At 57.6% G+C, this 20,797-nt stretch carries 15 protein-coding genes; 8 read left to right on the top strand and 7 right to left on the bottom strand.

Annotation, left to right across the window (positions count from 1 at the left end; all coding sequences use genetic code 11):
* Nucleotides 1-1,473: a DUF1501 domain-containing protein gene (locus ETAA8_RS14005; protein ID WP_145089101.1), complete on the top strand. Its 1,473-nt coding sequence runs from the start codon at nucleotides 1-3 to the stop codon at nucleotides 1,471-1,473.
* A gap of 47 nt (nucleotides 1,474-1,520) precedes the next feature.
* Complete coding sequence (locus ETAA8_RS14010) at nucleotides 1,521-1,934, top strand: hypothetical protein (protein ID WP_145089104.1); 414 nt, start codon at nucleotides 1,521-1,523, stop codon at nucleotides 1,932-1,934.
* Nucleotides 1,935-1,936: 2 nt separating this feature from the next.
* Here ETAA8_RS14010 and ETAA8_RS35900 read toward each other — a convergent pair whose 3' ends face one another.
* Both ETAA8_RS35900 and ETAA8_RS14020 read right to left on the bottom strand, forming a co-directional pair.
* The gene (locus ETAA8_RS35900) at nucleotides 1,937-2,365 is read right to left on the bottom strand and encodes a type II toxin-antitoxin system VapC family toxin (protein ID WP_145100503.1); all 429 of its coding nucleotides are present in this window, start codon (nucleotides 2,363-2,365) and stop codon (nucleotides 1,937-1,939) included.
* 47 nt (nucleotides 2,366-2,412) lie between these two features.
* Complete coding sequence (locus ETAA8_RS14020; RefSeq protein WP_145089107.1) at nucleotides 2,413-2,637, bottom strand: FitA-like ribbon-helix-helix domain-containing protein; 225 nt, start codon at nucleotides 2,635-2,637, stop codon at nucleotides 2,413-2,415.
* Nucleotides 2,638-2,779: 142 nt separating this feature from the next.
* Between ETAA8_RS14020 and ETAA8_RS14025 the strand changes: the two genes are divergently transcribed.
* A complete protein-coding gene (locus ETAA8_RS14025; RefSeq protein ID WP_202921825.1) occupies nucleotides 2,780-3,397 on the top strand; it encodes a 3-keto-disaccharide hydrolase in 618 nt (205 codons plus the stop codon).
* A gap of 188 nt (nucleotides 3,398-3,585) precedes the next feature.
* Here ETAA8_RS14025 and ppc read toward each other — a convergent pair whose 3' ends face one another.
* Entirely contained in the window at nucleotides 3,586-6,333 is a 2,748-nt protein-coding gene (ppc, locus tag ETAA8_RS14030; RefSeq protein WP_145089113.1) for a phosphoenolpyruvate carboxylase, read from the bottom strand.
* A 502-nt stretch (nucleotides 6,334-6,835) separates the two neighbouring features.
* Here ppc and ETAA8_RS14035 point away from each other — a divergent pair.
* Together ETAA8_RS14035 and ETAA8_RS14040 are read left to right on the top strand one after the other, a co-directional pair.
* Entirely contained in the window at nucleotides 6,836-7,486 is a 651-nt protein-coding gene (locus ETAA8_RS14035) for a TlpA family protein disulfide reductase (RefSeq protein WP_202921826.1), read from the top strand.
* A complete protein-coding gene (locus tag ETAA8_RS14040) occupies nucleotides 7,483-9,429 on the top strand; it encodes an ATP-binding protein (protein WP_145089118.1) in 1,947 nt (648 codons plus the stop codon). The genes ETAA8_RS14035 and ETAA8_RS14040 overlap by 4 nt, the downstream gene beginning before the upstream one ends.
* Here ETAA8_RS14040 and ETAA8_RS14045 read toward each other — a convergent pair.
* A complete protein-coding gene (locus tag ETAA8_RS14045) occupies nucleotides 9,426-10,307 on the bottom strand; it encodes a phosphoribosylaminoimidazolesuccinocarboxamide synthase (protein WP_238397759.1) in 882 nt (293 codons plus the stop codon). The genes ETAA8_RS14040 and ETAA8_RS14045 overlap by 4 nt on opposite strands.
* Before the next feature lie 241 nt (nucleotides 10,308-10,548).
* On the opposite strand from ETAA8_RS14045, the gene ETAA8_RS14050 reads away from it, so the two are divergent.
* Both ETAA8_RS14050 and ETAA8_RS14055 read left to right on the top strand, forming a co-directional pair.
* Nucleotides 10,549-12,033 (top strand): endo-1,4-beta-xylanase, encoded by a 1,485-nt coding sequence (locus ETAA8_RS14050; RefSeq protein WP_145089121.1) that lies wholly within the window; start codon nucleotides 10,549-10,551, stop codon nucleotides 12,031-12,033.
* 207 nt (nucleotides 12,034-12,240) lie between these two features.
* Nucleotides 12,241-13,329 (top strand): 3-keto-disaccharide hydrolase, encoded by a 1,089-nt coding sequence (locus tag ETAA8_RS14055; RefSeq protein WP_238397760.1) that lies wholly within the window; start codon nucleotides 12,241-12,243, stop codon nucleotides 13,327-13,329.
* A 21-nt stretch (nucleotides 13,330-13,350) separates the two neighbouring features.
* On the opposite strand, the gene ETAA8_RS14060 is transcribed toward ETAA8_RS14055, so the two are convergent.
* From ETAA8_RS14060 to ETAA8_RS14070, 3 genes are read right to left on the bottom strand one after another with little or no spacing between them, the layout of a single operon-like run.
* Nucleotides 13,351-14,142: a DUF4058 family protein gene (locus tag ETAA8_RS14060; RefSeq protein ID WP_202921827.1), complete on the bottom strand. Its 792-nt coding sequence runs from the start codon at nucleotides 14,140-14,142 to the stop codon at nucleotides 13,351-13,353.
* 44 nt (nucleotides 14,143-14,186) lie between these two features.
* Nucleotides 14,187-14,672, bottom strand: a complete 486-nt coding sequence (locus ETAA8_RS14065) for a cyanophycin metabolism-associated DUF1854 family protein (protein ID WP_145089128.1) — start codon at nucleotides 14,670-14,672, stop codon at nucleotides 14,187-14,189.
* Nucleotides 14,669-16,918, bottom strand: coding sequence for a cyanophycin metabolism-associated ABC transporter (locus tag ETAA8_RS14070; RefSeq protein ID WP_145089131.1), 2,250 nt, complete (start codon nucleotides 16,916-16,918; stop codon nucleotides 14,669-14,671). Before ETAA8_RS14070 ends, ETAA8_RS14065 begins: the two co-directional genes overlap by 4 nt.
* 1,102 nt (nucleotides 16,919-18,020) lie before the next feature.
* Here ETAA8_RS14070 and cphA point away from each other — a divergent pair.
* Nucleotides 18,021-20,729, top strand: coding sequence for a cyanophycin synthetase (gene cphA, locus ETAA8_RS14075; RefSeq protein WP_145089134.1), 2,709 nt, complete (start codon nucleotides 18,021-18,023; stop codon nucleotides 20,727-20,729).
* Nucleotides 20,730-20,797 lie beyond the last annotated feature (68 nt).

Consider the following 20,797-nt stretch of genomic DNA (forward strand, 5'->3'; position numbering starts at 1 on the left):
ATGAATCCAATTTGTGATCAGCTCCAACACCGCACCCGCCGTCACTTTCTCCAGGACTCGGGTGTCGGCCTCGGCGCGATGGCCCTTGCTGGGTTGCTTCAGCAAAACGGCTATGCGGCGCCGGATAACGGGACGAACAAGGCAGTGGCCGAGATTAATCCTCTTACGCCCAAGCTGCCGCATTTTGCTGCGAAGGCCAAGCAGGTGATTTATCTTCACCTGACCGGTTCGCCACCTCACCTAGATATGTACGACTACAAGCCCGAGCTCGTGAAGCGCGACGGGCAGGCCTGTCCCGATGAGTTCGTCAAAGGGAAGCGGTTTGCCTTTACCTCCGGCGTTCCTAAGCTGATGGGTACGCCCCGCAAGTTCGCTCAGCATGGCGAGGGTGGCGTGTGGCTTTCCGATGCGGTCCCGAATTTTCACGGCATCGCCGACGAGATGTGCGTCGTCAAGAGCATGTTCACCGAGCAGTTCAACCATGCTCCCGCGGAACTGCTGCTTTACACAGGCTCACCGCGCTCGGGCCGACCTTCGTTCGGCACGTGGGTCACTTATGGCCTCGGTAGTGAGAACGAAAACCTGCCGGGCTTTGTCGTTCTCATCTCCAGCGGTGTACAGCCCAACGGTGGGAAGAATTCGTTTGGCAGCGGCTTTCTCCCCTCTGTCTATCAAGGCGTGCAGTGCCGCTCCAAGGGAGACCCTGTTCTATATGCTTCCGATCCCGCTGGTATGAATCGTGACCTGCGCCGCGACACCCTCGACGCTCTCCGAGATCTGAACGAAATGCAGGCCCGCGAACTTGGGCACCCTGAGACCGCGACACGCATCGCGCAATACGAACTGGCCTTTCGCATGCAGACCGCCGTGCCAGAAGTAATGGACATCACGCGCGAGAGCAAAGAAACGCTCGAAGCCTATGGTGCGACTCCTGGCGGAGCCAGCTTTGCCAATAACTGCCTGCTCGCGCGGCGGTTGGTCGAACAAGGGGTTCGCTACGTTCAATTGTTCGACTGGGGCTGGGATTTTCATGGTACGGGCCCTGGCGAGAGCATCGGTGACGGCCTCACGAAGAAGTGTGCCACAATGGATAGGCCGGTTGCCGCGCTCATCAAGGATTTGAAACAGCGAGGTTTGCTGCAGGATACGTTGATCGTCTGCGGTGGCGAGTTTGGCCGTACGCCGTTCCGCGAAGGACGCACCGCCGGCGGACCGAACCTGGGCCGCGATCATTTTCCCGATTGCTACAGCATGTGGCTGGCTGGTGGCGGAGTGAAAGGCGGCTTCAGCCACGGCGAATCGGACGAACTTGGCTTCTCGATCGCTCGCGACAAAGTTCACATCCACGATCTGCAAGCCACGCTGCTCCACCTACTCGGTTTCGATCACACCAAGCTGGTGTACCGTTTTCAGGGGCGCGATTATCGCTTGACGGATGTCCACGGGCAGGTCGTCAAGCAATTGATCGCTTGAGGCATTTAATATTCGCAGCTTGGCAACCAGCAACGTGAGTCCGCAGCATGGCGAAGAAAAAAGTAGCACCGAAGAAGCCGATCAAGGCCAAGCCTGTGCTGGCCAAGGCGAAAAAGGGAACGTCAAAAGCAGCGGTCGTAAAGTCGGCGAAGCTCAAGCCGGCCAAGAAAACCACAGCGAAGCCCAAACCCAAACAACCAACTTTGGGCCGGCCCTTAGTCACCGCGGAAGAGAAACTCTACATGCTCTTCAAGGAAGACTACGAAGCGCGACAAGTGTTCGAATTCCTGCGGGTCGACTCCGTCGGTGACCTGGAAAAACTCTCGCCCGAAGAAATCATCCGCGTCCTCACCGCCCCTGTGCGTCGCACCGTCCACCGCATTCGCCAACGCCTCGCCGAAAAGAACCGAGCCTTGCAAGGCGATATCGAGTTCGCACTTCAGCATCGAAACTCAACTTGAAGTCACTTCAGAGTTGCCGACAAAAGGCTACTTGGAGTGTGAACGTCAATCTCGTGATAACGGCGAAAATCCGAATCGTTTAGCGTCAGTATGGTTGGCACTTGATTCGAAAGCATGACGGCGACTAATCTCGCGTCATGGACCGACACGCCGCAAATCTGGTAGCGCACAATCAAACTGCGCCAGTGTACGTAGTCAGCCAAATCGAAGGGCACAATGCGGCAAACTCGTTCAATCAGTTTGACGCGTGGTTCAACGATGGAGGGAGCAAGTCCTAAACTGCCGCGAGCCGATGCGGGTCGTGTCGATACGTTCCAAAACTCGGCTATGTTCTGCGTCGTCGTTAGCAACTCTTGTTTCTCGAGCCAGAGTCTTTGAAACGACTGCAGAATCGGGGGGCGTTCCGGGGAGTTACGTTGAAACGCTCTCAGCTACACGCCGGTATCAATCAGAATTGACATGGCTTCAACCGAAGGAGCTAGTCGTGGTCTTGATAGATTTCAGCGCGCGAGTAATTGGAATCCACGACCTCAGCCGAACTCAGCAGGTTCAGCTGATGGACCAGATCGTCGAAAGATAGTGGCGCTGATTCAGGAGGTAGCTTCGCAATCAGCCGGAGAAAATCCTCCAAGCTGCAACCACGGGCCGCGGCGCTGGTGCGCAGGGCATTTGCAGTGGCGTCGTCTAAATTGATGGTTACCATTTTGGGTTCCTGGGAGTCACACACCAATTATACGCTATTGCATCTGACGATTCGACGATTGCTTGAGAGATGGCTGTATTCTGCTTCGGCGACGGCTAAGATGGCCGCAGCAATTCAATCCCAGCAATGCAAAGGTGAACCAATGCTCCTCTCTCCTTGGCGATTTCTTAGGATCTTTCTGGTGCTGACAACGGCCTGCCCCGCCCTCGCCGCTGATCTGAGCGATGAAGAAAAGAAGGCGGGCTATGTCTCCCTGTTCAATGGCACCGATTTAACCAACTGGCGTTTCGGTGAAGAGTCGCCGCCGAAAGAAATGCCCGCGAACTGGAAGGTGGAAGAGGGTGTGATCAAAGTCACCGGCGGTGGCAGCCCGCATCTGGCTTCTGCCAAGGAGTACGGCGATTTTGAATTTCGGCTGGAGTGGCGGGGGATGAAGCCCAAGTACAACAGCGGGCTCTTTTTTCGTTCGGGCAAAAAGGTCGGCGCGAATCAGATCAACCTCGCCAGTGGCAGCGAAGGGAACTACATCAACGGCAAAATGATGGGGCCGAAACCGGTTCCAAAAATGCAAAAGCCTTCGGGGGAGTGGAACGAGTGGCGTGTCCGCTGCGTGGGAGACAAGGTTACCTTTCATTGCAACGGCGAGTTAGCTTGGGAAGGAACCGGCCTGGTTGCGAAAAGTGGCTATCTCGGTTTGCAGGCTGAAGGTGCTCCGCTCGAGTTCCGCAACCTGCGGATCTTAGAAATCAAGTCGCCCTAAGCGATCGACGTAAGTTGTCAGTCGCGCGATCGGTTTTTAGCGCACTTGTTGAAAATCGGGTCGACTTATTCAACACGACCTAGCGTAACTCTCGTGCGCGGCGTGCCTGAGTGTTGAAAAAGTCCCTGACTTTTTCAACACCCTCCGAATTTGGTGCGCAAGACTTACGTCAATTCCCGCGAACGCAGTTAGCCCGTGGTGCGCATCCCTGCCGCGATTCCCTGCACGGTTAGGCGGAGCATATCGCGCAGTTGTTCGCGCTCGGCGTCGGTGGCTTCGGCTGGCAAGGTTCGCCGCCGGCGAAGCAAGTCGACCTGAATCAGGTTGAGCGGATCGATGTACGGATTCCGCGCATCGATCGAACTATAGAACCAGGGGTTTGTCGCCAACAACTCGCCACCGCCGACCATGTCGAGCAGCGCTTGCCGAGTGCGGTCTCGTTCGGCTGCGATCAGGCTCCAGCAGCGCTGGCGAATATCGCTATCTTCTTCCAAGTCGGCATAGTGATGGGCAATGTACATGTCAGCCTTCGCCAGCGCGAGGACCGCGTTGTCGATTGTTGCCTGCATGAACGGCCAGGCCCGGTACATTTCGCAGATTGTGTTCCAACTGGTCCGATCGCGATACTTCACTTCGGCCAGCGCGGTCCCCAAGCCATACCAGGCGGGAATCATGCAGCGATTCTGCGTCCAGGAGAAGACCCAAGGAATCGCGCGCAAATCTCCCAAAGAACGCTCGCCGCGCCGCCGCGCGGGACGCGAGCCGATCGGCAAGTTTTCGATTTCGTCGATGGGCGTTGCCGAGGCAAAGAACTGAATGAAGCCGGGCTGATCGACCAATTCGCGATACGCTGTGTAAGACCGCTTCGATAGTTCGTCGATCATGTCGCGCCAGGCAGGTTTCACTTCCACGCCGGGCAAGGCGGAAGCGGTCAACGTGGCCCAGGCTACTTGCTCTAAGTGCCGAAATGCAACCTGCGTGTCGTCGTACCGTTCGGCGAGCACTTCCCCCTGCTCTGTGAGCCGCAACGTGCCGTCGAGCGCCTCGGGTGGCAACGACAGAATGCCGCGCGCGGCGGGACCACCGCCACGGCCGAGCGAACCGCCACGACCATGGAAGAACGTGAGCGAAACGTCGTGCTTTTCGGCGACTGCCTGCAGTTGGCTTTGCGCCTGATACAGCCCCCAGCAAGCGGCGAGATAGCCACCGTCCTTGGTACTGTCGGAATAGCCGACCATGATGACTTGCCGATTCTGCAGCCGCGAAACATGCTCGCGATACAGTGGATGACTGAGAATCGCATCGAGCGTTTGCGAGGCATTTTTCAGGTCCTCGATTTTCTCGAAGAGAGGAATGATTCGCAGTTCGTCGTCTATTGTTTCAGTCGCGGTCGCCTGTGCCCAGCGCCACAGCCACAGCACATTCAGCACGTCGCTCGGGCACTGCGTCAAGCTGATGACGTGACCGCCGAGGCAATCGGGACCAAACGAGCGGACAGCTTCGTGCAATAGGCGAAACAGTTCGAGGGTATCCAGAGTGAGTGGCGCGAGTTTGTCGGTCGCGATCGGCTTGGTCCAGGGCAAGCTCTTCGAGAGCACTTCACAGCGTTTCTCTTCGGGCAAGTCGCCATATCCCTCGACGATGCCGAGCGTCGAGAGAATGTCGGTCATGATTTCGCGGTAGCGGCGCGCATCTTGCCGCACATCGAGCCGCGTCAAATGCAGGCCGAAAACGCGAGCCAAATCGAGCCAACGCTGGACTTCTGTTTCCGCCAGCAATTGGCTGTGATGAACCGTCAGGCTGTCTTGAATTACCTGCAAGTCAGCAAACAAATCGGCACCATCGCGATAGCCTCCGATCGGAATGCTCGCGCCGGCATCGACGGGCATCGACTTCTGCAACCGCCACTGAATCATGCAGACCCAGCGCCGATAAACTTCCAGCGGCGTGACTGGCTCCAGTGACTTGGCCAGTTCCGGCCAAGTCGCCGACCGTTCGGCCAACCGTTGCACAATTACCGATTCCACCGGAATCTCGTGCGTGGATAAGCTGAGAAAGTCGTACATTTTTTTGCACATGGCCAGGTGCTGAGCAATCGCCGATTCTCGCAGCCAGAGAAGCGTTTGCCGTGAGACGGCGGCGGTAACGTGCGGATTGCCATCCCGGTCGCCACCCATCCAGGAGCCAAACCGCAGGAAGAGCGGAATATCGAACTTCTTGCCCGGATAGTACATCTCGAGCGCGCGGCGCAGAGAGTCGTAGACCTGCGGCACGACTTCAACCAGGCGAGGTGTGATCGATAGCCCGCGTTCGACTTCTTCCAACACGGTTGGTTTCGAGGGACGGAGAAAGTCGGTCTGCCAAAGCACGGTCAGGTCGGCGCGAATTTGCATCTCCAGCCGCTCGCATTCACGCGGCAACAGGTCCGGGCGATCGCGCTCCTGAAGCGCGTGCCGCATCCGGCGAAGTTTCGCGCGGATCGATCGACGCTTGGCCTCGCTGGGGTGGGCCGTGAAGACGAGCTCAATTTTGACGGCGTTGATCGCAGCCTGCACTTGGTCGGCTGTGAAGCCGGCCTCGCGTAACTTCGCAATGCCGGCAGCAATCGTCTCGCTGATGGGGTTGGGAGCAGTTTCTTGCACACGTGCCCGCAACACGCGAATACGGTGACGGTCCTCCGCCAGATTTGCCAGGTCGAAAAATACGCTGAAAGCGCGAGCCACGACACGCGCTTCGGGAATCGTAAGCTGCGGGATTCGCTCCGCCAATTCCGCCTCAGCAACATGATCGCCACTGCGCCGCCGCCGAGACAGTTGCCGGATCGTCTCGATCAGGGCGAGTGCCTCGCTCCCTGCCGACTCGGTTATGACCTCTCCCAGCATGTCCCCCAAAGTCCGCACATCGCGCCGCAATAAGTCGCTGCTAATCGTCGCCATGATTACCGATCCGCCTGATGCCAATTCAAAAGTGAAACCCACGGCTAATGGCAAAAGTCATTCCATTCCAAACGTTCCCAAAAACCGATTTACAACTGCTTATAGGCTTTGGGCTTAAGGCCATGACGTCGTGTCTGGCGAGTACTCTCCCAACTCGCACTTGCCCAGAAAGCAGGCAACGGTGCGGTGAAAGGAGCGGAACGATCGCCGGCAGTTTAGTTCGCGGTTCACCCGCCAATGCTGAGTATAACGACCGGTTAGGCTGATCGAACGCCGAATAACCAGCGCGAAAGTGCCGGTTGTAATGTTTGCTCGGCAAAGTGGTCGCCGGATGGCGGGCTTCTCTCTCCCTCGGCGTTGATAATTGCAGCCCGCGGTGAACTAGGGTTGCACGGGGCAGAACTAAGGCAGGCCGATGCGCGCGGAGAAATCCGGGGCTGCGCAATGGCCGCGCTACGGTTATGCCGTGAAAGATTTGAATTTCACGGTTAATGAGTGTGCGATGAATCGCGTAATGACCTGGGGCCTACTTCTCGGCGGCGAAGCAGCACTGGCTGTGCTGGTGGGCGCTACGTTTTGGTATCAAGATGCCCAGTATTCGCTCCCGACGCCCCGCCCCCTGGAACTCGTGCAACCTGCGCTCGGCGAAGTTGTAGAACTGCCTGAGTTGAACCACCTTAGGGTTGATGATATTGACCCGCGGCCCACGCTCTTGCACTTTTTCAATCCGAGTTGTCCTTGTTCGCGTTTCAATTTGACGCACGTGCGAGAATTGATCCATGAATTCGGCCCCCGGGTGAAGGTGGTTGCCGTTTTACAAACAAAACAAGACACAACAGCGCTTTCAGAGTTTAAGCAGTTAAAACTCCCCTGCCCTGCCCTGGTCGACCGGCAGGGAAATCTCGCGCAGCGTCTGGGAGTTTACTCGACTCCTCAAGCGGTCGTCCTCGATGCTCAAGGTACGTTGTTCTACCGCGGAAACTACAACCTCAGTCGCTACTGCATTGCGCCCGATAGCCAGTTTGTCGTCCGGGCCTTAAAGGCCTGCCTGGCAGACGAACCGCTACCCCGCTTCGAGCCGATCGCCATGGTGGCCCAAGGCTGCCCGCTTCCCAATGCCGCGCACGTGGTGCAGGAGAAACCTGCGCCATGACGTTCAGCGCCAATCAAGCGAGCGAATCGCACCCGCTCACACTCGCGGATGAATTGCACCAAAGTGATCAGCCGATCACGTTGAGTCGCGACGAAGCCGAGCGCGCGTTGAGCGAACACCGCGCGCTAGGGCATCGCCTGATTACGCAGTTCCTGCTGTTGCACCTGGTAATTGCGTTGGCGTTGGGCTGCGTTTATCAAACGTGGCTCGTCACCTTGACGGTGTCGACCGCCGGGCTGGCGATGTACGTCCTCAGCGCGAAGCTATCCCCGCAGTCGTTCTTCACACGCTGCATGGCAGGCGTCGCGCTGCAGGTCTTTGTGGCCCTGCACATTTATCAAATGCACGGCATGCCCGAGATGCACTTCTTTTTCTTCACCGCCTTCACGGTGATGATTGCCTATTGCGACTGGAAAGCAATGTGGCCGGGTGCGCTGCTCATCATCGGTCAGCACATTTTGTTTGCTGTGCTGACAAACTCCGGCGTGAATATGTTCTTCTTTCCCGAGACTTATGTCAGCTTTACGAAGCTGTTTTTCCACTTTGGCATTGCCCTGGCACACGTGGGTGTTTGCGGAACGTGGGCCTGCATTCGGCAGAATCAGATCTTGCAAGATGCGCGACAGCGGCGAGTTTTGCGGCGGTCATTCGAAACAGTTGCCGTTGCTGGGGCAAGGCTCGAAGAGCAATCGATCCAGCTGCAACTGCGCAACGAAGAACTGGGCGAAGCGCGCCAGCGGGCTGAATCGGCCACGATGGCGAAAAGCGAGTTTCTGGCCAACATGAGCCATGAAATCCGCACTCCGATGACGGCCATCTTGGGCTATTGCGATCTGCTGTTGGGCGAGTCCGAAACGAACGAGCATTTGCAAAATCATCGTAATTCGCTGCAGACAATCCGCCGCAATGGAGATTTTCTGCTGGGCCTAGTGAACGAAATTCTCGATCTGTCGAAGATCGAAGCCGGCAAGCTCGAAATCGAGCGCATTACCTTCTCGGTCGAAACGCTGCTGGCCGATATCGTTTCGCTGTTTCGCGTGCGGGCCGAAGGAAAAGGCCTGCAGTTGACGGCCCGGTTTGTTGGCGCGGTACCGGAGAAGATTGAATCGGACCCCACTCGCATTCGCCAGATTCTCGTCAACCTGGTGAGTAACGCCATCAAATTCACGGAAACCGGTACGGTAAGTATCGTCGTACGAATGCTGCCGCAAACTTGCCCGAAGTTGCAATTTGAAGTGTCCGATACCGGGATCGGCATCTCAGCCGAAGCGGCGACCAGGTTATTTAGTCCGTTTACGCAGGCCGATACTTCCACGACGCGCAAGTTCGGGGGGACTGGTCTTGGGCTGTCGATCAGCCGCCGATTGGCCCAGATGCTGGCAGGAGATATCACGGTCGAAAGTCAGCCGGGCCGCGGAAGTCGCTTCTGCTTGACGCTGGACGTCGGCGATGTCGATATGTCCGCAGTCGTCAAGTCTTCGGCCAGCGTGGTGAGTGAAGCGGCGAAGCCCGTTGTTGCCAAAGGAATGCCGAAACTGCCAGAGGGTTGCCGCGTCTTGCTCGTGGAAGATGGCCCCGACAATCAACGGTTGATTTCGTACGTGCTGAAGAAAGCAGGCGCGAGCGTGGTGCTGGCCGAGAACGGCGAGATTGGTGTGCAAACCGCATTGGCGGCCAGCGATCGCCGCGAACCGTTCGACGTGATCTTGATGGACATGCAAATGCCGGTGCTCGATGGGTATGCGGCTGCCACCAAGCTGCGTCAACTAGGTTATCCTCATCCAATTATCGCCCTCACCGCGCATGCCATGAGTGGCGATCGGCAGAAGTGCCTGGCGTCTGGATGCGACGATTACCTGCAAAAGCCCATCGATCGCGAAGTGCTGGTGCAGCGCATCCTGACGTGGATTGAGCAAAACCAGACGGCGGCCCTTTTGGCTTAGAGTGACTTACCCGTCAGTCGCTCAAGCGCTTCCAGATACTTCGCCCGCGTTTGCTGGGCGACATCGTCAGGCAATACGGGTGGCGGGCTGTTCTTGTCCCAACCACTTTGCTCCAACCATTCGCGCACGAACTGCTTATCGTACGATGGCTGAGCCCGACCCGATTGATAGCGATCAGCTGGCCAGAAGCGGCTGCTATCGGGCGTGAGGACCTCGTCGCACAAAATCAACTTGCCGTCGTGCCAGCCCCACTCGAGTTTGGTATCGGCAATGATTACGCCGCGTGTGAGTGCATGTTTGGCTGCTCGTTCATAAACGCCCAGGCTCAACAATTTCAGTTGGTCGGCAGTCTCTTGGCCAATCAGGTCGACCATCTGCGAAAACGTAATGTTGATGTCATGGCCGCTTTCCTCTTTCGTTGCCGGTGTGAAGATGGCTTCCGGCAAGCGGTCGCACTGCTGCAGCCCAGCTGGCAGTTCTACGCCACAGACAGCCTGATTTTGACGATATTCTTTCCACCCCGAACCTTCCAGGTAGCCGCGCACGACGCATTCGATCGGCACGATGTTCGCTTTACGGCAAATCATGGAACGGCCACGCAGCGGTCCGCGATCGACGGTGGCGGGGAGCGAAATGCTGTCGACATCCAGGGAGAGCAGGTGATGCGGCACTTGGAGCAAATCGAACCAGAAGGCGCTCAATTGCGTGAGAATTCGCCCTTTGTCGGGAATGCCGTTGGGCATTACCCAGTCGAACGCGCTGATGCGGTCGGAAGCGACTAGTAACAGTTGTTCGCCCAGGTCGAAGACATCGCGCACTTTGCCGCGGCGAACCGCCAGGCCAGGGATTTCGGTTTGCAGGACAGGAGCCATTGTCATGGAGTCCAAGGCCGCTGAAGTGAAATAGGGAGAAGCTACGGAACCTAAGCTTCGCCAATTGCCAACGACTGTCAACGAGGGCTATCGGATGAGCCGCAAACAGTGGCCAGATTGGTCACTTCGGTTGCTCCGCAGCACCTGTTAAGTTAGACTCGCCACGGGCGTGGGAAATGGGCAATCGGTCTGCTCCCGGCCTGCTTTTGTTTTCTGCCTTACTGTGCTGGGGAAGCATCGTTCGCCAATGGGTCAGTTGCGATTTACCGTTCCCGCTCCCGAGCGGCTCGCAGCGCATGGCCGTGAATTGGCATACGTCGCCGGAGCCGATGGCATTCCCTGGGAAGGCCGAGCTCGGCTCGATGGTCAACTCCTCACGATTGAGCGCGACCAACGCGAATCGGGTTGGATCTATTGTGCGTGGCACGTGCCGAAGCGGGGCGTGCAAATGCTCTGCACAGGCAGCCTGATGGAGCGGCAAAGACCTTACTTGTTACCGATTGAATTGGCCCGCGGCACGATCACGCGGCTGCGCAATCAATCGGCGGCCTGGCAGCAAGCGGGCATGCATCTGCCGGAGTCGTATCTAAGCTCTGCCAAACTGGCGACTCAGAAATTGGTCGCGGCCCTCACTGATCGCTCGTCGGATGAAACGGTGGCAAAGCTGGCGGACGAGAGTTTGGTTCACGGGCTCGATGCGGCCGACCATTTGGCTCAAGCCTATACGCAGCAGGTGCTGGAAATTCGCCGCGGACAGCATGCCGTGTTGCCGACCCTCTTGGGCGCTCGGCTCGAGAATGCTCCGGCGAAAGAGATTGCCGATGATTTGGCAGCGGCCAGCAACACGTCGCTGATTTCCCCGCGCTGGAACATTGTTGAGCCGGAAGCCGGCGAGTACTCGTGGCAAGCCACCGATGCCGCTATGCACTGGGCCCGCGAACGGGGCCAGCGAATTTGCCTGGGCCCGCTCGTGCAACTCGATCGCCCCAGTTTGCCCGACTGGCTGTTCTTAATGGCCGACGACTTTGATGAAATCCTGGACTATGTGCTGCAACATGTCGAACGAGTCGTGCAGCGGTACAAGGGGAAGGTTCACTTGTGGCATGTTGCCGCGCGCATGAACTTGCCCACGGGAATTGAACTCGACGAAGAACAGCGGCTGAAGTTGACTGTCGAAGCTGTCGACCGCGTGCGCACGCTGGATGGCAAGACGCCAATGATCGTCAGCTTCGATCGGCCTTGGGCTGAGTACATCGCGGCCGAAGATCAAGAACTGACGCCCCTTCACTTTGCAGATACGCTGGTGCGCGGTGGACTTGGGCTCGCGGGCATTGGACTGGAATTGAACCTGGGCTACTGGCCTGGCGGCAGCGTGATGCGCGATCCACTGGAGATTAGCCGGCTAGTCGACCGCTGGAGTCAACTTGGTGTGCCTCTGGTTTTGCAACTCACCATGCCCAGCCAGGACACTTCCGATCCACTTGCGCGGCATCACGAAAAGCCGCATTACTGCCAACCCTATTCCCCCTTCACGCCCACAGAACAGGCGGCGGTAATGAATCGCCTTGGCACTTTGCTGCTGGCTAAGCAGCCGGTGCAAGCGCTGTTCTGGAATCAGGTGCGCGATGACGTGCCCCACGATTATCCGCTGGGAGGGCTGGTTGATATGGGGGGCAAACTGAAGCCGGTGGTCTCGGTTCTCGCTAAATTACGAGCCGAACTTCTGAGCTGATCGTAGCGATTATGCTATTAACGACGCCTGAATGGATCGGCGCGCTCCCCAGTTCAAGACGAATTGGGGCTTACCTGCCGGGCTGCAAACTACATTTGCAAAGCTTGGCTGCGGATGGATCGCCAGTATTTTTTAGGCAGTGTTTTTGGGAAGCAACGGGCCGAACAATCAACTTGCATGGCAACTGTGAATTGGGGAGTAAGCGTTATGAGGCGGATGGCAGCAGAGCGAATCGTCGCGGCACTAGTGTTGGCTTGGATGCTGGTCTTGGCGGGCACAGCAGTGCAAGCCGCTGATCCACCGAAGGACAAGAACAAGAAGACCTTTCTCGACGCAACCGAAGCTGGTCTCGACTATGCCTTGCAGGGCGAACTCGTCGGCGCTGCCCGCGCTCCCGGTTGGGGCTATGTGAACACTGGTTTGCAAGTCATCGCCAATGGAGACGGCAAGTTCGACGCGGTCCTCTATCGTGGCGGATTGCCGGGTGCGGGTTGGGATCGCACGAATAAGCTGAAGCTCAGTGGCCAGACCAACGAACAGAATATCCTGTGGGTCGAAAATGAAAATCTGAAGATCGCCGTCACGGCTGCGGATGCAACCGTGTTCGACATCTATGGCAATATCGCAGGCAACTTGCAAAAGACTCGCCGCATCAGCCCGACGATGGGCTTGCTGCCCCCCGCGGGTGCCGTGGTCCTGTTCAATGGTCAGCCGACCGAAGAACTCAAGGGAGCCAAGCTGACGAAAGACAATCTGCTGCTCGCCGGCACGCTGACGAAGATGCCGGTCGGCGATTTCCGCCTGCACCTGGAGTTCCGCTCGCCGTTCATGCCCTATGCCAAGGGACAAGCCCGCGGCAACAGCGGCGTCTACATTCAGCAACGGTATGAAGTGCAAATTCTCGATTCATTCGGCCTCGAAGGAGTCGAAAACGAATGCGGCGGCCTCTATAAGCAAAAGCGGCCCGACATCAACATGTGCCTGCCGCCGCTGACCTGGCAGACCTACGACATCTACTTCTCGCAGGCTCGCTGGTCGTCGGAAGACAGTAAGAAGAAGACTCAAAATGCCCGCATTACCGTGCTGCAGAACGGCGTGCCGATTCACTGGCATCGCGAGATTCCCGCCAAGACTGGCGGCGGCAAGGCTGAAGCACCCGAAATCTTCCCGATCAACCTGCAAGATCACGGCAACCCCGTGACCTTCCGCAACATCTGGATTGTGCCCGACCAGGGTGATGTGATTGCCCCCGCAGTCAACTACCAAAGCTGCTGCGGACGACGGCGTTGCCGGTAACGACTTGGAATTTGTTGTGCACTAGGGAGCATTCTGGTTGCGAGCGATTGCTCGCGACCATGCCAAGTCTGCGCCAGTCAGAGGAAGCTCAGGCTCGTGCTCGTAGATGATCAGATCGTACCGGACCTTATCGTATTCGGTGTCCAGCAGTTTCTTTAGATCGATACGCACATCGGGATCCCCAGGACCAAGCGGCACTTGCAGTGGCGGGAAGGGATCTCGCACGCTGAAGGGCCAAATGTCAGCCTGCGGTCGCTCGTCGACACGGCTAACGAGAAGATAGTAATCGCAGTGCTCTAGCCCCTTCCAAGGAAGTTGCGGCCCGCTGCGTCGCAAGTCAATTTCCACGTAGTTGGCATCGCTCTTCAACACTTCATGTCGGCGGGCGATGAACAAGTCGCGATCTTTCCCCAATGACTTATTGGCCGGGCTTAGCAACTCGATGACGGTGACGACGTTGTGAGATTCTCGGTCGTGGATCTCGATAAAGGATACCCGCTCTTCGCTGTAGTGCGTCTGCCAAACATGCTTCGGTGCCGCAGACTCCGCGTGCGACAAAGTGGCGATCGCCACATTCTCTACCACGCGCGCAGGTGGTCGTTCTGTTACGGCTACATCGGCTCGCGCAAAAGAGCGAGGAGTTTGTTCTTCGAAATCATGTATGTAAAGGTGCTCTTCGATATTTGCGTAGTACTTCGGTGTGATCACAGCATTGAGCGCGGCGCGAATTGCCGTGATGAACGCCCCGTGAAAGTCTTGCCAGGCGGCAGGCTGTTCTAAGTAGGGGTTCATCCCGGGAAATTGCGAAGGCATAGGTCGGGCTTCCGCAGCAAAAGACATGGAGCCAAAGACGGCCCTTATGCGTATTCTTCCATCACCCGGCGGCTATAGCTATCGAGCTTGCGAAAATCAGGCACAAGGTACCGCATGCCGATGGCATCGACGATCAGCAGTTTGCCGGGTCCAAGGCTGCGGATATCGTCTTCGCTCTTGAGCACGAAGCGGGTTGGCCCGCGGTCGGTCTGTACATGCCACTCGCTGGGTTCGGTGTCGCTGCTGCAATGAGTCAACTGCTCGATGACTGGCAGGAACTCACGGTCTGCCAATTCACTCTCCAAGACCTCGCGCAAGTGAGTGGGTAGTTTCGTCAAGTCTTCGATCAGAAGTACTTCGACGTTGCCGGGACCGACGAGCGAAATCCAATGATCGCGATCCGAGAATGGGAATAACCGGAGAGGAATTACGCCGACGTGCCGCACTCCGTCGGCATCGATCATGATCAATTGACCGAACGAGTCGCGTCCCAAGCTGAATAAATCTCCGTCGTGATGCTCGTTTTTCATGGCGAGACGCCTCCCTGAGCCAATTCGTACTGAGCCTGATGCAACTTGGCGTAAGCGCCGTTGCGATCGAGCAGTTCCGTGTGACCGCCTACTTCCATGATGCGGCCCTGGTCCATCACGACAATACGGCTAGCGTTGCGCAGGGTGCTAATGCGGTGGGCGATCGCGATTGTCGTGCGGCCACGGGTAAGGACGTCGAGCGCTTCCTGAATCTCTCGTTCGGTTTCGGTATCCACCGAAGAAGTGGCTTCGTCCAGGATTAAAATTCGCGGATCGGTGAGCAAGGCGCGAGCAATCGAAATTCGTTGACGTTCGCCCCCCGAGAGCGACTGGCCACGTTCGCCGACGATGGAATCGTAACCATCGGGCAGGCGAAGGATGAAGTCGTGCGCTTTGGCCGCTTTGGCGGCGGCGATGATCTGCCCGCGAGTTGCACCGGGCTTGGCATAGGCAATGTTTTCGGCAATCGACCCGAAGAACAGAAACGGCTCTTGCAGCACAATGCCGATGTTGCGGCGGTATTCCTCGACAGGAAACGAACGAATATCGATGCCGTCGACCAGGATCGCTCCCGATGCTACGTCATAAAAGCGGCAGACAAGGTTCACGAGAGTGCTCTTGCCGGCACCACTCGCGCCGACCAGGCCGATCATTTCGCCCGGGGCAATCGACAAGCGGACGTCGTTAATTACCTGGCGACTGCCATAGGAGAAACGAATGTCTCGAATCTCGATTTTTCCCTCCACACGTCCCGGTGAGACCGGCTTCATCGGTTCGGCCACGCTGGGGATGCGGTCGAGAATCTCGAAGATGCGGTGGGAAGCGGCAGCCGCTCGTTGCGAGTTCGAGAACATTCGGCTCATCGCATCGAGCCGAGTATAGAACCGGCCGATGTAGGCGAGAAACCCGATTAGCACGCCTGTCTTCAGTTGGCCATTGGCAATTTGATAAACGCCGAACGCCCAAACCACAAGAATACCCGCATCGGTTAGCAAGCTGACCATTGGCCCGAAGAATGCCCAGACGCGATTGACTCGGTCGTTCGATTCCAGCACATGGTTGTTGGCCGAGCGAAAACGCTCGACCTCACGCTGTTCCTGGGCAAACGCCTTGACCACGCGAATGCCGGGGATCGTGTCGGAAAGCACGCTGATCATGTTCGACCAGGTGCGGTTCTCTTGATTGAACCCGTGCCGCATCTGCTTGCGGACTTTTTGAATCAGCCAGGCAATGATCGGAAACGGCACCAACGTGACGAGCGCTAGCTTCACATCTTGGGAGAACAGGATGAGCGAAGTGCCCACGATCATCAACAAGTCGCTGGCAAATTCGAGCAGATAGATGGAGAGGAACGTGCAAATTTTATCAGTGTCGCTACCCACGCGAGAGATCAAGTCGCCCGTGCGTTTGCCGCCGAAAAACTCCAGCGACAACTTCTGCAGGTGCGAGTACATCGCATTGCGCAGGTCGGCAGATATGCGGGAACTCAGGCGGGCGATGATCCAGGTTTTGGCCCAGCCCAAGAGCCAGGCGAGGAGTGCAGCAGCTAATAATCCTGAGAGATACCAGACGATCAGGCTCTGCTCGACCTTTTGGCCGGCCGCGAGAGGCGTCAGGACTTCGTCGACCAGCGGCATCGTCAGGTAGGGCGGAATCAGTGTTGCGGCAGTGGCGGCGATCGTCAAAACCAGGCCGATCGCAAGCATCCCGCCACGCCGCTGGGCAAAGGGCAACAGCCGCAGCAGTGATTTCGAGGGTGGCAACTGAGCCATTGGCGCGCAGTTGGCGCAAGTCACATCTTCGGGCCCCAGCGTAGAACCGCAGGACGGACAAACGGTGACTGTATCTTTGTCGGCGAGCGTTTCGTTCCGCAGGGCTGCGGCAACCCGCTGAGCAAAGCGATGGGCGGCGGTGGTATGGCGAGACGTGAACCGCCAAGTGCCTAACCGGGCCGCAGCGCTGAGTAGTTCAATGGTTCCCAGGCCAAATTGATCGCGGCATTGGATCGATTGAAGCTGGTCGCGATCCCAGGTCTTGTTTTCGCCGCTTACCGCCGCAGCAGGAATGGCCAGAAACCGACGGTCGGTGAAGAGTAATAAAGTCTTGCCGTAGCTTAGGTTAGCAGCAAGATCGACTTCCAGCCAACAAATCAGATTTTCCCCTGCCGAAAGCGCAGCAGTCACCTTGGGCCCCCATTCTGGTGGAATGGCAGCCGGAGGAGTCGCAGAAGAAATGGGTTCGATCACAGGCCGGCGAGAAGGAGCACTCTGGCGGGAAACAGCAAACTTCGCACAAATCTTTGGTCACGCAGTAACAAGACGTAACTCATTTTCCATATCTTACTTCAGAGAGATCATTCGGCGATTGTTTGCGAGTTGGTTGAGTTAGCTAAATCTTAGGAATCCTGCACCGATCTAGCTAGCCGAAACGTTACCAACGAGCATAATAATCGTCACCATTCCGGCGTTAAGCCGGGGAAGAAGAATAGTCTGGTGCGGATGGCGAGGGACGTCGCCAAGGGCGTCGCGGGTGTTTGGGGGACTTTGCCGGTGGTTTGGGCTAATTGCCAGGCCATGCGGTGAGTCAGTCACACATTGCGGCGCATCAGGATTTCTTCTTCGATGCGGAGCGATTGATAGGTACAAGCAGTTGCGGAAACTCCTTCGTGGTTGAGTTTCCGTTGCCGCAGCCGAAATCAATCGACTTTATTGATGCATCGCCGCGCCATATTGGCTGTCAACACAACGCACCACTCGAACCTACAGCAAAGATTCGAGCGGGCTTCAACCCTGCGCCAGTCCTGTCGATATAGCTTAGGACCAGTTCTCGGGGTTGAAAGGATGAAGTTTGCTGTGCCTGTACGGTTGTACGATTCGCGACGATTGCACAGTACGCAGACAGTTTGTCCGACAGCGACGGCTGGGAATGTTGACCGACACTTGATTCTCAACAATCGGGTGGCAACCAACGAACAGGCGGGCTTTGGCCTGCGTAGCCAATCACGAGGAATCGCTCCTGATGTTATCAGGCGGGAGATGGAAGCTCCCACGCAGCCAAGCGGACAATGGCCGGCGGCAATCCGTTATTTAAGACATTTTTCGCTTGAGCAACCATATTTCTGATCACGAGCGCATCAGATTTGCAACGGCAGGAAGCCTAATTCTCCTCTTAGTCCCCTGCCCCAACCGCGCGGAAGTGATCCAACACATGTAATCGTTCAAAACAACTCCTCAGCGCATCGCACGTGTGTACCTGCCGAGTCGTCACTCGACGCACGCTCCGCGATGCTGACCGTACAACCTCTCCTCAACTTACACCCGCTTTTTTCGATAGGCTTGAATTACAGCCATGCAATTCCGTAAAGTTCTCGCGCTGCGTGGACCTAACTACTGGGCTAATTTTCCGGTGCTTGAAGCCTGGGTCGATCTGGGGGAGTGGAAAGACACTTCTTCGGAGATGATGCCCGGTTTCAACGAGCGGCTGATGTCATGGTTGCCCACCATGATCGAGCATCGCTGCAGTGTCGGCGAGCGCGGCGGCTTCTTCGAACGCCTCCGCCGCGGCACGTACCTCGCGCACATCCTCGAGCACGTCACGCTCGAGCTGCAATCGCTGGCCGGCACCGAGGTGGGCTTCGGCCGTGCTCGCGAGACTTCCGAGGAGGGAGTCTATAAGGTTGCGATCGAGTTTTCCGAAGAAACGCTGGCTCGCGCTTGCTTGGAAAAAGGTCGCGAACTGTGCATGGCTGCGGTGCTCGACAAGCCCTTTGACGTCGCTGCCGAAGTGCAACGACTCAAGGAACTGGCTTACGAATCGTGCTTGGGGCCTAGCACGGCCGCTATCGTGGATGCCGCGACTGCCCGGGGCATTCCCTATCGCCGTCTGAACTCGGGCAGCCTGGTGGTGCTTGGTCATGGGCATAAGCAACGCCGCATTCTGGCGGCTGAAACGGATCGGACCGGCGCGATTGCCGAGTCGATTGCCCAGGACAAAGATCTGACGCGTTCACTACTTTCCAGTGTCGGCGTGCCGGTGCCGGAAGGGCGGCCGGTGACCGATGCGGAAGATGCCTGGGAAGCAGCCCAGGAAATCGACGCTCCCGTCGTCGTGAAGCCGCAGTTCGGCAATCATGGTCGCGGTGTCGCCACGAACCTGACGACTCGCGATCAGGTGATGGCAGCTTTCGATGCCGCGCGGCAAGAAGGCAAAGAAATCATCGTCGAGAAGTACGCTCCTGGCGCCGATCACCGCTTGCTGATTGTCGGTAATAAGGTGATCGCCGCTGCTCGCCGCGATCCACCCACAGTGACTGGCGACGGTCGCTCGACCGTAGCTCAACTCGTCGCCGAAGTGAACAAAGATCCTCGCCGTAGCGACGGTCACTCGACGGTGATGAGCATCATCAAGCTCGATACCATTGCCCGCGCGGTCCTGGGTGAACAGGGTTTATCGCCCGATGCGGTACCCGCCGTAGGCCAGGTGGTACTCATCCGCCGCAATGCCAACTTGAGCACCGGTGGCAGCGCCATTGATGTGACCGACGAAGTTCACCCCAGTGTGGCCGAGCAAGCTGTCGATGCAGCTCGCGTCATTGGTCTAGATATCGCCGGTGTCGATATCATTTGCCAGGACATTCGCCAGCCACTGAACGAACAAGGTGGCATTGTTTGCGAAGTGAACGCGGGCCCCGGCCTGCGGATGCACTTGCAACCTGCGAGTGGCCAGCCCAAGCCGGTCGGCGAGAAAATTGTCGAACTGATGTTTCCGCCAGGCGAAAACGGCCGTGTGCCGATCGTCGCCGTGACCGGTGTGAATGGCAAAACGACGACGACTCGCCTCATTGCTCATATCTTGAGTGTGACAGGTCGCACCGTTGGCCTCACTTGCACCGATGGCATCTACATCGGTTCGCGCCGTCTCGATACGGGCGACTGCAGCGGGCCAAAATCGGCTCGCGCTGTCCTGATTAATCCCACGGTCGAAGCTGCGGTGCTGGAAACAGCTCGCGGTGGTATCCTCCGCGAAGGTCTGGCCTACGATCAGTGCGATGTGGCCGTCGTCACCAACATTGGCGAAGGTGATCACCTCGGGTTGTCGGATATCGACGATCTGGAGAAGCTCGCTCGCGTCAAGCGCGTCATTGTCGATGCCGTTGCCAAGACCGGCTATGCAGTGCTCAATGCGGCTGATCCGTTGGTGGCTGCGATGGCGGAGAAATGCCCTGGCGGCGTGGTCTTCTTCGCGCTCGACGAGAAGAATTCCGTCCTGAGCAACTGGCGCGACGGCAACGGCCGCGTGGTCTTTGTGCGGGACAACAGCGTCGTCCTCGCTGACGGGCTGTCCGAATTCTCGCTACTCTCGCTCGAGCGGATTCCGCTCACGCACGGCGGACGAGTTTCGTTCCAAGTCGAGAACGTGTTGGCTTCGGCAGCTGCTTGCTGGGCTCTCGGAGTACCGGCGGAACAAATCCGCGCTGGGCTCGAATCGTTCCACGCCAGCGTCGGCAAGTCGCCAGGTCGCTTCAATCTGTTTGCCTACAATGGGGCGACGATGATTGTCGACTACGGCCACAATCCTTCGTCCCTCCTCGCGCTGATGGATGTGATCCAGCAGTTCCCGCACGAGAAGCGGCTTGCCGTTTACTCGGCGGCTGGCGATCGACGCGATATCGACCTGGTTCGACAGGGCGAAATCCTTGGCGAACACTTCGACCGCGTGGTGGTTTACGAAGATCACTACCTGCGTGGCCGCAAGCCGGGCGAAATCACTGCTCGCTTTCGAGAAGGTTTGGAGCGTGGCAAGCGAGTGAAAGAGATTCAGGAAATCACAGGCTGGAAGATTGCCTGCGAACAAGTCCTGGCCAACGTTCGCCCCGGTGAACTGGTGCTGATGCAGGCCGACGTGGTGGATGAGACGGTCGACTACCTGAAGACGCTCGTTGCTGCCGACGCGCCGATTCGGCAAATCGATCTTTCCGAAGCACTCGCCCAGTCGAAGCCAGCCACGGAAGAGAAGCCCGCAGACCAGCCTCACTCGTCCAAAGTGCCGCTGAAGTAGTGGTGGCGTAAGTATAGGCGCGAATCAACGAGGCCCGTCGGTGTTCCCGGTGGGCCTTTTTCGTTGGT

It is taken from the genome of Anatilimnocola aggregata, assembly GCF_007747655.1.
In the GTDB taxonomy this organism is placed as follows: domain Bacteria; phylum Planctomycetota; class Planctomycetia; order Pirellulales; family Pirellulaceae; genus Anatilimnocola; species Anatilimnocola aggregata.